Here is a 12,733-nt window from a genome sequence, read left to right on the forward strand (position 1 = left end):
GTGACAGCCCCCGGCCGCTCCGAAGGAGGCGCACCCATGACCGCGGACCGCAGAGCCGCCCTGTTCGACATGGACGGCACCCTCGTCGACAGCACCTATCTGCACGCCGTCGCCTGGTGGGAGGCGTTCCGCCAGGCCGGCCACCGGGTGCCGACGGCCGCCATCCACCGCACCGTCGGCATGGGCGCCGACCACCTCATCGGCCATCTGCTGGGCCCGGACCGGGACCGCGAGAACGACGCCGTGATCAGCGCGGCGCACAAGACGCTCTTCGCCGAGTACTGGTCCCGGCTGGCGCCGCTGGACGGCGCCGCCGAGCTGCTGCGGGCCTGCGCCGGGCGCGGCTGGACGGTGGTCCTCGCCAGTTCGGCGGGCGGCGGCGAACTGAGCGCCATGCGCGCCGCGCTGGACGCCGAGGACGCGCTCACCGCGGTCACCGGCGCGGACGACGTGGAGTCCAGCAAACCCTCCCCCGACCTCGTCGAACAGGCGCTGGCGCAGGCCGGCACCGAGCCCGACCGGGCGGTTTTCGTCGGGGACACGGTCTGGGACATGAAGGCCGGTGCCCGGGCCGGGGTGCCCTGCGTGGGCGTGCTCAGCGGCGGCTACGGCCGCGACGAGCTGCTGGACGCCGGTGCGCAGGAGGTCTACGAAGGCCCGGCCGCGCTGCTGGCCCGGCTGGAGTCGTCCCTGCTGAAGTGACCGGGCCCGGCGCTGCGCGGGTGAAAGGGCGGGGCGGGCGAAATTGCCGGGCCGGCCGGCGGCATGGCGGTCTCCGCCGGTGGCGGCCCATCGAGTATCCAGGAGCCATGTCCCTTCGTCATCCCGTGAACCGCGGCGGAAAGGAGCGGGGGCGGTTCGCCGAACTGGCCGAAAGGGCCTCGCATTTCACCAGTTCCCCGCTCTTCTTCGTACTCTGCCTCCTCCTGATCGCGCTGTTCCTCGCCGTTCACTTCGCCCATCTGTCGCTGGCGTGGCAGCTGCTGGCGGGGGATTTCATGACCGCGGTGACGCTGCTTCTCCTCGCCCTGCTCAAGAACTCCGAGCTGCGGGCGGAACACGCGATCCAGCGGAAGCTCGACGCGCTGGCGGCCGCGCTGCTGGAATCCCGCGAGGGCGAGGGCGGAAAGGCCGCGGAGGACCTGAGGAAGGCGATCCGATTGGAGGAGGAAACGTAAGCATGGACCTCAAGAAAAGCCCGGTCGCCCGGGCCTGGCGCGGCCGGCGCCGGTCCGCCGCGCTCGCCGCGCCGTGCCGGCCGATGGACGCCGACGACGCCAACCGCCGGTTCCTGCTGTACGGCGTGATGCCGCTGTGGTTCGTCCCGGCGGTGGCGGACTGGGCCATGCACCGGCGCACCCGCATCGAGGACACCACCGGGGTGCGGGAATCGGCGGTGCACGCGCTGATGATGGCCGAGGCCGGGGTGCCGGTCGCGATGGGCCTGCTGGCCCGGATCAATCCGCTGGTCCTGACGGTGATGGGCGGTGCCGCGCTGGCGCACGCCGCCACAGCCCTCTGGGACGTCAGCCTGGCGGACGGCGAGCGCGAACTGCACCCGGTCGAGCAGCACATCCACAGCTTCCTGGAGGTCCTGCCGCTGACCGCGCTGGCGTTCCTGTGCACGCTCCACTCCGACCAGGCCCGGGCCACACTGCGCGGCGGCCGCAGGCCCGACGACTGGAAGCTGCTGCCCAAGGAGAACCCGCTGTCCGCCCGCTATCTGGCCGGCATCGGCCTCGGCATCGGCGCCTGCATCGTGCTGCCGTACGCGGAGGAGATGACCCGGTGCGTCAAGGCGGCCCGACTCCGGCGTGGCCGGTGAGCGCGGTCCAGGGGCGGCGGGCCGCAACCGGGGGGCCGCTGCCGCTCCCGCCGGCGCGGATCGTCGCTCCCCAGATCGACGGGCCCGAGGACGTGGTGGCCGACGCCGACGGCAACGTCCTGGCGGGGGCCGCGGACGGCACGGTCTGGCGGGTGCGGCTGCCGGAGCCGGAAGCGGCCGACCGGGCGGCGCGGTCGGCCCGTGCGGAGGTCGTGGGCCACACCGGCGGCCGGCCGCTCGGTCTGCACCCGCTCCCCGGTGGCGAACTGCTCGTCTGCGACGCCTACCGCGGTCTGCTGCAGCTCACGACCGGGGACGGGACGGTCCGGGTGCTGGCCGACGAGGTGGCCGGTGAGCCGCTGCGGTTCTGCAGCAACGTCACCGCGGCGCCGGACGGCACGGTCTACTTCACCGTCTCCAGCCGCCGCTACGGCCTGGACGAGTGGCCGGGCGACATCCTGGAGCACGTGGGGACGGGCCGGCTGCTGCGGCTGCGGCCCGGCGGAACGCCCGAAGTCCTGCTGTCGGGGCTGCAGTTCGCCAATGGCGTGGCGCTGGCGCCGGACGGGTCGTTCCTCCTCGTGGCCGAGACCGGAGCCCGCCGGCTGCGCCGTTACCGGCTCACCGGGCCGCGGGCCGGCCACTCTGAGCTCCTGGCTGCTGACCTGCCGGGGTACCCCGACAACATCTCCCTCGCCGACGACGGGGTCTTCTGGGTGGCTCTCGCCGGACCGCGCCAACCGGCCCTGGAGCTGGTGCACGCCCTCCCCCACGCGGTGCGGCGGGCGGCCTGGCGGACGGTCCGGCGGGTACGTCCCGTCCCGCCGCCGCATCCGACCGTACGGGTGCTGGGCATCCGCCCGGACGGGCATCCGGTGTGGGACCTGCGGGCCGCCAGGTCGCCGTACCGGATGGTCACCGCGGTCTGCCGTACGGGCAGCCGGCTGGTCCTGGCCAGCGTCGCCCAACGCGGTATGGCGGTGTGCGCGCTGCCCGGCGCGGAAACCCTGACCGGTCACTGAGGCGGCTGCGTCGGCCCGTCGGCCGGGTGGCGTCATCGAGTGGCGCCCACCCGGCATGACTGCCGCGCGCCCGCCTACCGGACCCGCTCGACCGTTTCCTCCTCCTCGTCGGGGAGTTTCACATCGCTCACCGCGATGTTGACCTCCACGACTTCGAGACCGGTCATCCGCTCGACCGTGGCGATGACCTGCTCGCGGACCGCTTGGGCGACGTCCGGGATCACTTCGCCGTACTCGGCGATGATGTCGAGGTCGATGGCGGTCTGCTTCTCGCCGACCTCGACCTTGACCCCGTGCGTGCCGCCCGACCCTCCGCCGGGCACCCGCCTGCGCAGCTCGCCCACGGACCGCGCGAGCCCGCTGCCCAGGGCGTATACGCCGACCACATCACCGGCCGTCAGATAGGCGATCTTCGTCACCACGCCGTCGGCGATGGTCGTGCGTCCGAGGGTCCCGGCGTTCCGCGACCCGTGCTCGGTGACCTCGGTCATCCCGTTCACCCCTCGCTCCGTCGCACATGCCTGGCGCCGAGTGCTCCGAACGGAGCACAGCGTCGGCCCTCTCTTCACGCTAGAGCCCGGCAGATGAGGCCGCCTCTCCTCCTTTGCCGACCCGGCAACCGGAATTGTCGGCGGGGTGCCCGCTCCACCGTTCCACGGCAACCGGATGTCCGGCCACCGCGGCGCCGACATCCCGTTCGGCAGCGAACGCACCGGCGGCCGCGTCCCGTGGGACGCGGCCGCCGGGGTGCGCTTTCCGGGTCAGGCGGCCCCGCCGGCCCGACGGCGGCGCAGCACCAGGGCGGTGGCGGTCACACCGCCCGCCAGCACCGCGGCGCCGATCGAGGCCGGCAGCAACGGGAAGCCGGAGTCGGTGGTCGCGGCCGTGTCCTGCACGGCCGGGCCCGGGTCGATGGTGGCCGCCATCGGGGCGATGTGCCGGATCGGGCCGACGGACCGGACCGAGCCGTCCTTGTTGAGCAGCACCTGCTTGTTGTTGGGGTGCCGGAAGTCGAACATGTTCTTCAGGGAGCCGGCCCGGCTGTCGAAGGCGGCGTCGCCGATTCGGCCGGTGTGCCAGTTGTCCTCGATGAACTTGATGACCGAGGTCTGCTCGGTGCGGGTGTGGTCGATCGTGTTGACCTTGCTGTACGGGGAGACCACCAGCAGCGGCTGCCGGGTGCCGGGGCCGCAGCGGTCCGCATAGCCGCCGGCGGCCGCGGGGCCCGCCTGGCAGGCCGGGCTGTCGGTGGCCTTGCCGTTGGAGTCGGTCGAGGTGTCCTTCGAGCCGTTGCGCGGCTTGGCGTACGCGTGGTCGTACCAGCCGTCGGAGTCGTCGTAGGCGATGACGACGGCGGTGTCCTTCCACTGCGGCGACTGCTGGATGCGGTTGATCCGGTCGACGAGGAAGTGCTGTTCGTCGACCGGGTCGGAGTAACCGGCGTGCCCGTCCTGGTATTCGGGGGCCTTGACGAAGCTGACCGCGGGCAGCTTGCCCGCCTTCAGCGCGGCGTCGAAGTCGGTCAGGTCGTAGTTGTGGTTGGCCGGTCCGGCGTGGCCGATCTCGTCGACGCTCTTGGGCGGCAGGTGGTGCGGGTTCGCCGTGGACCGGTAGTACTGGAACGGCGCGTGGTGCGGGCTGTAGTCGACGACCGCCGCGCCCCCGACGTTGGAGTGCGTGGTGCCGCCGCACTTCGCGTAGTGGCCGTCCTGGCCGTCCCACGCGGTGCTGGGCCGGAAGCCGCCCTGGAACCAGCCCCAGCTGACGTGCCGGGCGGTGAGCAGGTCGCCGATGTTGCGGCCCTGCATCGCGGCGAGCGCGTTCTTGCCGGTGTGGTCCTTGTTGGAGCAGTCGTCGTAGGCCGGGTCGGGGTCGCTGATGATCGTGCCGACGCCGTGCGCGTCGGGCGAGTGCACGGCGTGCGGGTCGGGCTTGTCGGTCTGCCGCGGGTGCTCCGTGCTGGAGGCCGGGTCCATGGAGACGACGCCGTGCGTCTGCCCGGAGACCAGGTTGAGGGCCCCGGGGGTGGAGGGGCCGTAAGTGGTGCTGAAGGAGCGGTCGTTGAGGGCGTAGTGCTGGGCGTAGTTCCACAGCCCGGTGACGGTGTTGCCGTCGTAGTAGTCCATCACCAGTCCGGGCTCGCCGAAGAGGCCGCCGGAGCATTTGCCCGAGTCGGTGTTCTGGACGAACCGGTCGGCCTTGCCGCCGTTGTAGGCGTACTGCTCGGGCCCGTAGTCGTGGTTCTGGTCGCAGGTCATGGCCTGCTGCGGGGTCAGCCGCTTGGGGGCGTACTGGTTGGGGTTGTGCTTGAGCAGACCTGCGGTGCGCAGGTTGTCGATGTCCCGGGGCGTGCGCGGGGACGGGGTGAAGCGGGTGCCGTCGGTGTTCGCGGCCTTGGGGTACGTCGCGAAGTAGTGGTCGAACGAGATGTTCTCGTCGAAGAGCACGACCACATGCTTGATGGGGGTGGCCGTGCGGGAGGGGGTGGGCTGGTGCCCGGCGGCCCAGGACGGCGCCGTGGTGCCCAGGACGGTGAGGGCCGCGGCGCCCGCGAGGGCCCCCAGGGTCCTTATCGCCGGTCGTCTTCCCCTGCTTGCCATGCTCGTTCACCCTCCGGACGGGGACGTGGTCGTGCTGTACGCCCGGATGCTCGGCCGGGCGGGCAGCGGCTCGGCAGAGCCATGATGACGGGCGGGTGAACACTCAGTCAGGTAAGCCGGGCCAAAGCTTGACCGGGTGTTGACCCTTCGCGGCCGCCGCCGGTCACGTGAGCAGGGCCCGGCCGTACCAGTCCGAGGTGTCGCGGACGCCGGGCACGGCGTAGAAGTAACCGCCGCCGAACGGGGTCAGGTAGTCCGTCAGCGGTTCGCCGGCGAGCCGGTGCTGCACGGCCTCGAACTGGGCGGCCAGGTCGCGCTGGTAGCAGCAGAACAGCAGGCCCATGTCCAGGTTGCCGTTGCGGTCCACACCCTGGTCGTAGTTGTACGAGCGGCGCAGGATCCGCTGGCCGTCGGTGGCCGCGGTGCGCGGGTTGGCCAGCCGGATGTGGCTGTCCAGCGGGATGACGTCGCCCTTGGGGTCGCCGGGGTAGTGCGGGGTGTCGTGTTCGTGGTCGCCGTCCAGGGGCGCCCCGGTCTCGCGGTTGCGGCCGAACATCCGCTCCTGTTCGGTCAGCGACACCCGGTCCCAGAACTCCACCAGCATGCGGATCAGCCGCACCACCTGGTAGCTGCCGCCGACCGCCCAGGCCGGTTCGCCGGAGTCGCGGCCGGCCCAGACCAGCCGGTCCATCTCCCGGCCGGACCCGGCGTCCGGATTGGCCGTGCCGTCCTTGAAGCCCATGAGGTTGCGGGGCGTGCCGGAGGGGCGGGGCGGGCTGCTGAAGCCGTCCATCCGCCAGCGCACCTGCATGCCGCCCCGGGTGTGCCGGGCGATGTCCCGCAGGGCGTGCAGCACGGTGTCGGTGTCGTCGGCGCACAGTTGGAGGCTCAGATCGCCGTGGCACCACTCGGGGCGGAGGTCGTCGTCGGGGAAGGTCGGCATGGCCTTCAGGCGGCGCGGTGCCCGGCCGTGCAGTCCGAACCGGTCGTCGAAGAGGGACGCGCCCACGCCGACCGTCACCGTCAGCGCGCCGGCGGGGAGCCGCGGTCCGAGGAGGCCCGAGTCGGCGGGAGGGCCGGTGATGCCGGGGTCCGCCGGTGTGCCGCCGCCGGTCAGGGCACGGGCCCGGGCGGTGAGGGTGCGCAGCAGCTCGGCCAGCTCCCGGCGGTCACCGGCCGTGACGTCGAACGCGGTGAAGGCCGTGACCCGGCGGGGCGCGGCGAGCACGGAGGACTGGTGCGGCCCGTGGAACGGCACCGGGGGTGCGGCCGCGGTCCCGAGCGCGGGGCCGGGCACCGGCACCGTGACGTCGGCCCCCGGCGAACCCTGCGCGGGCGCCGCACCGCCGGCCGCCAGCCCGGCCCCGGCGAGGGCCGCGCCCCACAGGAATCCCCGTCTGCCGACTCCGTTCACACCACTCATGCCGCTCACACCGTTCTGCGCGCGTCGCACAGCGTCGCCACCGACGCCAGCCGTTCCACCAGGTCTCCCAGCACCGCGTCGGTACGCTCCCGCTGCCGGCGGTCGAGTCGGTCCAGCGGCGTCCAGTGCCCGTCCCGCCGGAAGCCGTCGAGCAGTTCCTGCGCGCGGTCCAACTTCCGCGCCAGCGCGGGGAGTTCGCGGTACCGGGTGACGAGCAGGGGGCGCAGCCGGGCGAGCACGGCACGGGTGCCGTCGAGGTTGGCGCGGGCGGTGGCGAGGTTGCTTCCGCTGCCGTAGTCGGTCCGCCCGGTCAGCTCGAACTGGAGGGTGTTCTCCAGGATCTCGTGGGCCCGCAGACCGAGGTCCGCCGGTTCCATCCGGGCCTCGGCCCAGTCGTCCCGCAGCGCCTTGACGGCGTCGGCGAGTGCGGTGGCCGGTCCGCGCAGGGACGCGGTGGACCGGCCGTGCCACAGCCCGTACTCGATCCGGTGGAAGCCGGTGAAGGCCGGGTCCCGGGCGCCGTCCGGCAGGCCGGCGGTGGTGCCGTTGATCTTCCCGTCCGCGTCGCCGAACGCCCCGTAGGCCGCGCCCAGCCGCTCGTAGGCGAGGTGCGCGGACAGCCAGGCGTCCTCGGCCGCCGCGCGGTCGCCGTCCGCCAGGGCCTCCCGCAGCCGCCCGGTCCGGCCGACGAGGCCGTCCAGGCCCTTGGCGACCCACTTCTGGTAGGCCAGCGCCGGGGGGATCAGATCGTGCTCGGTGACCGGGGGCGCGGCCGGGCCGGGCGGGCCGCCGCCCGCGATCCGCACCGTCGGTCCGGTGACCGCGTGCGCGTCGTCCGGCAGGCACATGAAGGCGTACGCGCCCCGGCCCAGCCGGACCCGCAGCTGGCGGGTGGTGCCGGGGCCGATGCCCTCCACCTCGCCGTGGACGGAGCCGTCGGCGGGGTTCTTGAGGTAGACCTCGGCGGCGGTGTCGGAGGTGTTGTGCAGATCGAAGACCTGGAGCCCGGGACGCGGGTGCTGCCATCCGCGGCCGCAGCCGCCGGGCGACACCTCGATGCCGGTGTGCGGCAATCCGTCCGGCGCGGCCCGCCCCGCCTCCGCCCCGTCCGCCCCACCGGTCAGCAACAGCCCGGCCAGCAGCCCACCGGCCACGAGCACACCACCGACGGCCCTGGTCCGAGCGGTGGAACTCATGCTGCTCCTGGCCTTCGTCATGATCCTGGTCCCGGTCCCCGCCCCGGCGAGCTCGGCGTCACCCGGCCGGATCTCCTCCCCACCGGACGGCGCCGGCCTCCATGCTAGGCAGCGTCCGGCCTCCGAACACCCCTTCCCCCGGACAGAGTCCGAGAGTTTCCCGGCGGTTCACCGGGCGGACGCCCGCGCCCGTCGCCGGCCGGTCAGCCGGAGACCTCCATGCGCTGCGTCCCGACGACCGACAGCAGCCGCATCGCCTCTTCCGACGGCGAGCCGGGGGCGGCGGTGTAGATGACGACGCGCTGGTCCCGGTCGGCGATGTCCAGGACGTCGCAGCGGACGGTCACCGGGCCGACGAGGGGGTGCGCGAAGGTCTTGCAGAGGGTGGGACGGTCGGTGACGTCGTGCGCGGCCCAGAGCCGGGCGAACTCCTCGCTGCCGGCGAGGAGTTCCTCGACCAGGCCGGTCACCTCCGGGTCGTGGGGGTAGCGGGCCGCGGCGGCGCGCAGGTGCTGGGCCGAGGTCCGGGCGAACTCGTCCGCATCCGACACGCCGTACAGCCGCCGGTGGTCCCGGTAGGGGCCGAGGAAGGTGCGCCGGATCAGATTGCGGTCCCGGCGCGAGAGGGCGGAGAAGTCCTCCATCAGGGCCGCGGCCAGCTCGTTCCAGGCGATGACCTCGTACGTCGCCGACATCACCAGCGCCGCGGCCTCCGGCAGCCGGTGCAGCAGGTCGGCGATGCTCTGCCGCACCTCCCGCGAGTGCCCCGGCGGGGGCCCGGGCGGGGCACCGGCGAGGTGGTGCAGGTGGTCGCGCTCGGCGTCCGACAGTCGCAGTGCGCGGGCGAGCTGGGCCAGCACCTCGCGGGACGGGTGCGGGGCACGCGCCTGCTCCAGGCGCGCGTAGTACTCGGTCGAGATGAACGCCAGCTGCGCCACCTCCTCGCGGCGCAGCCCCGGGGTACGGCGGCGCGGCCCGGCGGGCAGCCCCACGTCGGCGGGGGTGATGCGTTCGCGTCTGCTGCGAAGGAAACCGGCCAGCTCTCGTCGATTCATCCGCCCAGTGTGCGGGGGCGCCGCGACGCCCAGCCAGGTACTGCCGGTGCCTGGATGAGCGGGGCGGCCGGGCCCAGGCTCGTCGGCATGACCCACACACCGATCACCACCACGCCCTCGAAGACCTCCGGAACCTCTGCGTCCTCCGGAACTTCCGGGACCCCGGGGGCCTGTGGCCTGCTCGCCGGCAAGGTCGCCTTCCTCACCGGTGCCGGTCGCGGCATCGGCGCGGCAGCGGCGCGGCTGTTCGCCCGGGAGGGCGCCCGGGTGCTTCTCGCGGCCCGTACGGAGAGCCAGCTCAAGGCGGTCACCGAGGAGATCCGGGCGGCCGGCGGCACCGCGGAGTACGTGGTGTGCGACCTGGCCGACCCGGCGAGCGTCCGGGCCGCCGTCAACCGGTCCGTGGAGCTGTACGGCCGGCTCGACGTGGCCTTCAACAACGGCGCGACGGACCAGCCGCCCGGCCCGATGGACCAGCTGTCGGAGGCCGATTTCGACCGCGTCTGCGCCGTCAACCTCAAGGGCCCGTGGCTGGCCATGAACGCCGAGATCGCCGCGATCCGTGCCACCGCGCGGCGCGGGGCCATCGTCAACACCTCCAGCGTCGGCGCCCTGATGGCCAACCCCTGGCTGCCCGCCTACGGCGCGGCGAAGCGGGCGGTCAACAGCCTCACCGCCTCGGCAGCCGCCACCTACGGCCCGGAGGGCATCCGCGTCAACGCCATCGCGCCCGGCACCACCTTCACCGAGATGCTGCACGAATGGGACGAGAAGACCCCCGGCATCATCGATCAGCTCAACGCCCGGACCCCGCTGGGCCGCGCCGCCGACCCGGAGGAGATCGCCCAGGCCGCCGCCTGGCTCCTCAGCGACCGCTCCTCCTACGTCACGGGCACGATCCTCCGGGTCGACGGCGGCATGCGGGCCTGAGCCGGCACGGTGCCCTTGGGGCCGGGGCCTGGAACCCGGGGCCCCGGCGCCGGCCGGTCAGGCGGTCAGGCGGTCAGGCGGTCAGGCGGTCAGGCGGTCAGGCGGTCAGGCGGTCAGGCCACCGTGCGGCGGGTTCCGGTCTCCGCGGAGAGCCTGATCGCGTCGAGAAGGCGGTGCAGCCGCAGACCCGCGTCGAAGTCCGGGACGGTGCGTGAACCGGTCCGCAGGTCGAGGGCCGGCCGGGCGTACAGCTGAGCCACCTGGAAGCCCTCCGCGGCGGAATCGATCCCCGAGGCCCACAAGTACCGCCCGGGAATGGGCAGTTGCAAGCCCAGCGCCCCCCGCGCGGGCCGCCTTGACCAGGCTCTCCGCCTCGGCGGAGGTCCGGGCCAGTGGCCACTCGCAGTACAGGTGCTTGCCGGCCGCCAGCGCCGCCGCGACCACCCGGCGAACTCTGGGCCTCGGCGCGAGCGATCAGCAGCGGGAACGCAATCTCCGCGTCATCCTCGACGGCCTGCGCCCCGTATATTCCGGCCTGAGCCGGGGTCAGTCCGCGTGACCTGCCAGAAGGCAGGTCGTGACGGCAACCCCGGCCAGACCCCACCCGATTCGGGCGATCCCCCGCGTCGCCCGAATCAGGCTGCTCTCCGGATTCCGCCCGAGCCGACGGACTTCCGGTGGCTGTCTGAGTATATTGGCTCTCAGCCAGTCAACGCAGGAGTTACAGGATGTCTCCCCGCAGCGCATCGGTCAATGAAGAATTGCGGCGGCGCTCCCGCGAGCGGCTGTTGCAAGCGACGGTTGATCTGGTAGGGGAGCGCGGGTACGAGGCGACGACGCTCGGGGACATCGCCCAGCGGGCCGGTGCGGCGCGCGGGCTGATCTCGTATTACTTCCCCGGCAAGCGACAGCTGCTGCAGTCCGCCGTGCACCGGCTGATGCACCTCACCCTGCAGGCGGCACTGGAGCGCGCACCACGGCCCACCGGGCCGGGCGCGGGACGGGAACTGCTGGCCCGGGCCATCGACGCGATCCTCGGACTGGCGCACGACAGGGCGCTGCTGATGCGTACGCACATGGCGGGGATCCTGACGGCCGAGGGATTCATCCAGTGTCCCGAGCAGCAGCGGCTGGCGCAGTTGCTGCGGGAGACGGTCGTGGCGTACGGCTCCACGGACCCGGACACCGACTATCCACTGCTGCGGGCCCTGCTGATGGGCGCGGTGGTGCCGATGCTGCTGCCGGGGGCCCCGATGCCGCGGGCCCGGCTGCGGGCCGAGCTGTTCCAGCGGTACGGGCTGGACTGGGGACTGGGTGTACCGCCGGGCGAGGAGCCCGCCGCGGTGACCCGGCCGCGCGCCAACTCACCCCAGCTGGCGGGGAGTTGAGGCGAAGTTCGGGTGGGTGTGGCTTGACGGTGGTAGGTGTCGTCGGGACGCCGCGGCCGGGTCAGCGCTTGTTGTGACGTGGCGTCAAGAGGCCCTCGTCGCGGGCGCCGGCGATCAGTCGCAGTGAGCGCCGGCGATTGCGTCCGGTGGCGAGCATGACGGCCAGCACCGGGTCGCGCCCCTCGCGCTGGGCCTGCCGGTAGGCATCCGCGGCGAGCTTGCGGCGCTCGGCGACCCGTTTCCGGGCGAGCGGCGCCGAGCGGGTGCGCGCCTCCTTCGCACCCCCGTCCGTCGCGTCCCCCTGCGTCGTCACCTCGCCCGTCGCTTCTGCGGCGCGCCCCTCCGCCTCGGCGCGGCCCTCCGCCTCGGCCCGCTTTTCCGCCTCGGCCTCTGCCTCCGTCCGAGCGCGGTCAGCGCCTTCCGTACCCGCCGCCTCCGCCCCGCTGGCCGCGTCCGCTGCCGCGCCGGCCGGTTGCCCGTCGAGCGGCTCCGGCGGTTCGGTGACCCCGGCCGTCGCACCGGTGACCCGGGCCGGGCCCGTCGTCGACCCCGTAGGCGCCGTCGGCCCCTCGGACGGCCGTTTCGTCGCCGGATCGGTCAGCGAGGTGTCCGGCGTGCCGGTGGTCCGGCCGGTCGGCGAGGGGGCCTCCACGGCAGCCGTCGGGTCGTGTGCCGGGCCGGCCGACGGCTCCTGGGGCGGGCCGGCCGGTGCGCTCTGTGCCGGGCCCGTCGTGGGTGCGCCCGCCGGGCGCACCATCCGCTCCGGTGATCCGGCGGCCGGGCCGGGCTGGCGGGGAGTCGGGCGGTGCTTCCGTGGGCGTCCGGTGGCCGCCCGCAAGGCGTCGTCCAGGGGGCCCTCGATCCAGCGGGCCAGGTCGGCGAGGCCGTCCAGGGTGAGCGGCGGATCGGCCCGTACGTCCTCGACGGTGATGTGGTCGTCGGAGACCGTCACGAGGACGTCGATGCGGGCGCCGTCGGCGAAGGTCAGCCGGGCGCTGCACCAGGGGCCCAGCGGGTCGGGCCGGGGTGCGGTCGGGCCGGCCGGCTCGTCCGGTGCGGCGGGCGTGCGCGCGGGCGCGGCCGAGCCGTGCGCCTGCAGCTCCCACGTGGGCCACTCACGTGGCGCGCCCTGGGCTTCATATCGGTGATTAACGGTATAAAAGTCACTTTCCGACACATTGAAAACCTAGCCTCCAGCCCACCCGGCCCAGTAGCGCGGCACGCTCATCCCACCGGGAGCAACCCCGATAGCGCATCTCCCGTCGCGCGCCCGCCGGTGCGATCCTGGGGTTAT

13 protein-coding genes and 1 pseudogene are annotated in these 12,733 nt (G+C 73.6%); 6 read left to right on the top strand and 8 right to left on the bottom strand.

Annotation, left to right across the window (positions count from 1 at the left end; translation table 11 throughout):
• Positions 1-36: 36 nt before the first annotated feature.
• The 4 genes from IG62_RS0119245 to IG62_RS0119260 all read left to right on the top strand — a co-directional run bounded on the left by IG62_RS0119245 (position 37) and on the right by IG62_RS0119260 (position 2,847).
• A complete protein-coding gene (locus IG62_RS0119245; RefSeq protein WP_030804210.1) occupies positions 37-702 on the top strand; it encodes an HAD family hydrolase in 666 nt (221 codons plus the stop codon).
• 107 nt (positions 703-809) lie between these two features.
• Positions 810-1,178, top strand: a complete 369-nt coding sequence (locus tag IG62_RS0119250; RefSeq protein WP_030804213.1) for a low affinity iron permease family protein — start codon at positions 810-812, stop codon at positions 1,176-1,178.
• Between the two features lie 2 nt (positions 1,179-1,180).
• Positions 1,181-1,825, top strand: a complete 645-nt coding sequence (locus tag IG62_RS0119255) for a hypothetical protein (RefSeq protein WP_030804217.1) — start codon at positions 1,181-1,183, stop codon at positions 1,823-1,825.
• Positions 1,822-2,847: an SMP-30/gluconolactonase/LRE family protein gene (locus IG62_RS0119260; protein ID WP_420711076.1), complete on the top strand. Its 1,026-nt coding sequence runs from the start codon at positions 1,822-1,824 to the stop codon at positions 2,845-2,847. Before IG62_RS0119255 ends, IG62_RS0119260 begins: the two co-directional genes overlap by 4 nt.
• A 74-nt stretch (positions 2,848-2,921) precedes the next feature.
• Here IG62_RS0119260 and IG62_RS0119265 read toward each other — a convergent pair whose 3' ends face one another.
• The 5 genes from IG62_RS0119265 to IG62_RS0119285 form a co-directional block, all read right to left on the bottom strand.
• Positions 2,922-3,338 (bottom strand): Asp23/Gls24 family envelope stress response protein, encoded by a 417-nt coding sequence (locus IG62_RS0119265; protein ID WP_030804223.1) that lies wholly within the window; start codon positions 3,336-3,338, stop codon positions 2,922-2,924.
• A gap of 270 nt (positions 3,339-3,608) precedes the next feature.
• Entirely contained in the window at positions 3,609-5,447 is a 1,839-nt protein-coding gene (locus tag IG62_RS0119270; protein WP_030804226.1) for a phospholipase C, read from the bottom strand.
• A 163-nt stretch (positions 5,448-5,610) separates the two neighbouring features.
• Positions 5,611-6,870, bottom strand: coding sequence for an iron uptake transporter deferrochelatase/peroxidase subunit (efeB, locus tag IG62_RS0119275; protein ID WP_030804229.1), 1,260 nt, complete (start codon positions 6,868-6,870; stop codon positions 5,611-5,613).
• 5 nt (positions 6,871-6,875) lie between these two features.
• A complete protein-coding gene (locus IG62_RS0119280) occupies positions 6,876-8,066 on the bottom strand; it encodes an EfeM/EfeO family lipoprotein (RefSeq protein ID WP_030804232.1) in 1,191 nt (396 codons plus the stop codon).
• 203 nt (positions 8,067-8,269) lie between these two features.
• A complete protein-coding gene (locus tag IG62_RS0119285; protein ID WP_030804235.1) occupies positions 8,270-9,121 on the bottom strand; it encodes a helix-turn-helix transcriptional regulator in 852 nt (283 codons plus the stop codon).
• A gap of 54 nt (positions 9,122-9,175) precedes the next feature.
• On the opposite strand from IG62_RS0119285, the gene IG62_RS0119290 reads away from it, so the two are divergent.
• Entirely contained in the window at positions 9,176-10,051 is an 876-nt protein-coding gene (locus IG62_RS0119290; protein WP_030804239.1) for an SDR family NAD(P)-dependent oxidoreductase, read from the top strand.
• A gap of 113 nt (positions 10,052-10,164) precedes the next feature.
• Here the strand turns inward: IG62_RS0119290 and IG62_RS47285 are convergent, their stop codons facing one another.
• Together IG62_RS47285 and IG62_RS49885 are read right to left on the bottom strand one after the other, a co-directional pair.
• Positions 10,165-10,311 (bottom strand): hypothetical protein, encoded by a 147-nt coding sequence (locus tag IG62_RS47285; protein ID WP_158795060.1) that lies wholly within the window; start codon positions 10,309-10,311, stop codon positions 10,165-10,167.
• A gap of 85 nt (positions 10,312-10,396) precedes the next feature.
• A pseudogene (locus IG62_RS49885) lies at positions 10,397-10,495 on the bottom strand (Gfo/Idh/MocA family oxidoreductase); the annotation flags it as partial.
• 284 nt (positions 10,496-10,779) lie between these two features.
• On the opposite strand from IG62_RS49885, the gene IG62_RS0119300 reads away from it, so the two are divergent.
• Entirely contained in the window at positions 10,780-11,439 is a 660-nt protein-coding gene (locus tag IG62_RS0119300) for a TetR/AcrR family transcriptional regulator (RefSeq protein WP_030804245.1), read from the top strand.
• A 61-nt stretch (positions 11,440-11,500) separates the two neighbouring features.
• Here the strand turns inward: IG62_RS0119300 and IG62_RS50165 are convergent, their stop codons facing one another.
• Positions 11,501-12,616, bottom strand: a complete 1,116-nt coding sequence (locus IG62_RS50165) for a DUF6214 family protein (RefSeq protein ID WP_037838617.1) — start codon at positions 12,614-12,616, stop codon at positions 11,501-11,503.
• Positions 12,617-12,733 lie beyond the last annotated feature (117 nt).

The organism is Streptomyces sp. NRRL S-337 (assembly GCF_000720175.1).
Taxonomy (GTDB): Bacteria; Actinomycetota; Actinomycetes; order Streptomycetales; family Streptomycetaceae; genus Streptomyces; species Streptomyces siderophoricus.

Bases quoted from the DNA above. Each gene is read 5' to 3' on its own strand.
- IG62_RS0119245 (WP_030804210.1), top strand. From the start codon at position 37: ATGACCGCGGACCGCAGAGCCGCCCTGTTCGACATGGACGGCACCCTC.
- IG62_RS0119250 (WP_030804213.1), top strand. From the start codon at position 810: ATGTCCCTTCGTCATCCCGTGAACCGCGGCGGAAAGGAGCGGGGGCGG.
- IG62_RS0119255 (WP_030804217.1), top strand. From the start codon at position 1,181: ATGGACCTCAAGAAAAGCCCGGTCGCCCGGGCCTGGCGCGGCCGGCGC.
- IG62_RS0119265 (WP_030804223.1), bottom strand. From the start codon at position 3,338: ATGACCGAGGTCACCGAGCACGGGTCGCGGAACGCCGGGACCCTCGGA.
- IG62_RS0119270 (WP_030804226.1), bottom strand. From the start codon at position 5,447: ATGGCAAGCAGGGGAAGACGACCGGCGATAAGGACCCTGGGGGCCCTC.
- efeB (WP_030804229.1), bottom strand. From the start codon at position 6,870: ATGAGTGGTGTGAACGGAGTCGGCAGACGGGGATTCCTGTGGGGCGCG.
- IG62_RS0119280 (WP_030804232.1), bottom strand. From the start codon at position 8,066: ATGAGTTCCACCGCTCGGACCAGGGCCGTCGGTGGTGTGCTCGTGGCC.
- IG62_RS0119285 (WP_030804235.1), bottom strand. From the start codon at position 9,121: ATGAATCGACGAGAGCTGGCCGGTTTCCTTCGCAGCAGACGCGAACGC.
- IG62_RS0119290 (WP_030804239.1), top strand. From the start codon at position 9,176: ATGAGCGGGGCGGCCGGGCCCAGGCTCGTCGGCATGACCCACACACCG.
- IG62_RS0119300 (WP_030804245.1), top strand. From the start codon at position 10,780: ATGTCTCCCCGCAGCGCATCGGTCAATGAAGAATTGCGGCGGCGCTCC.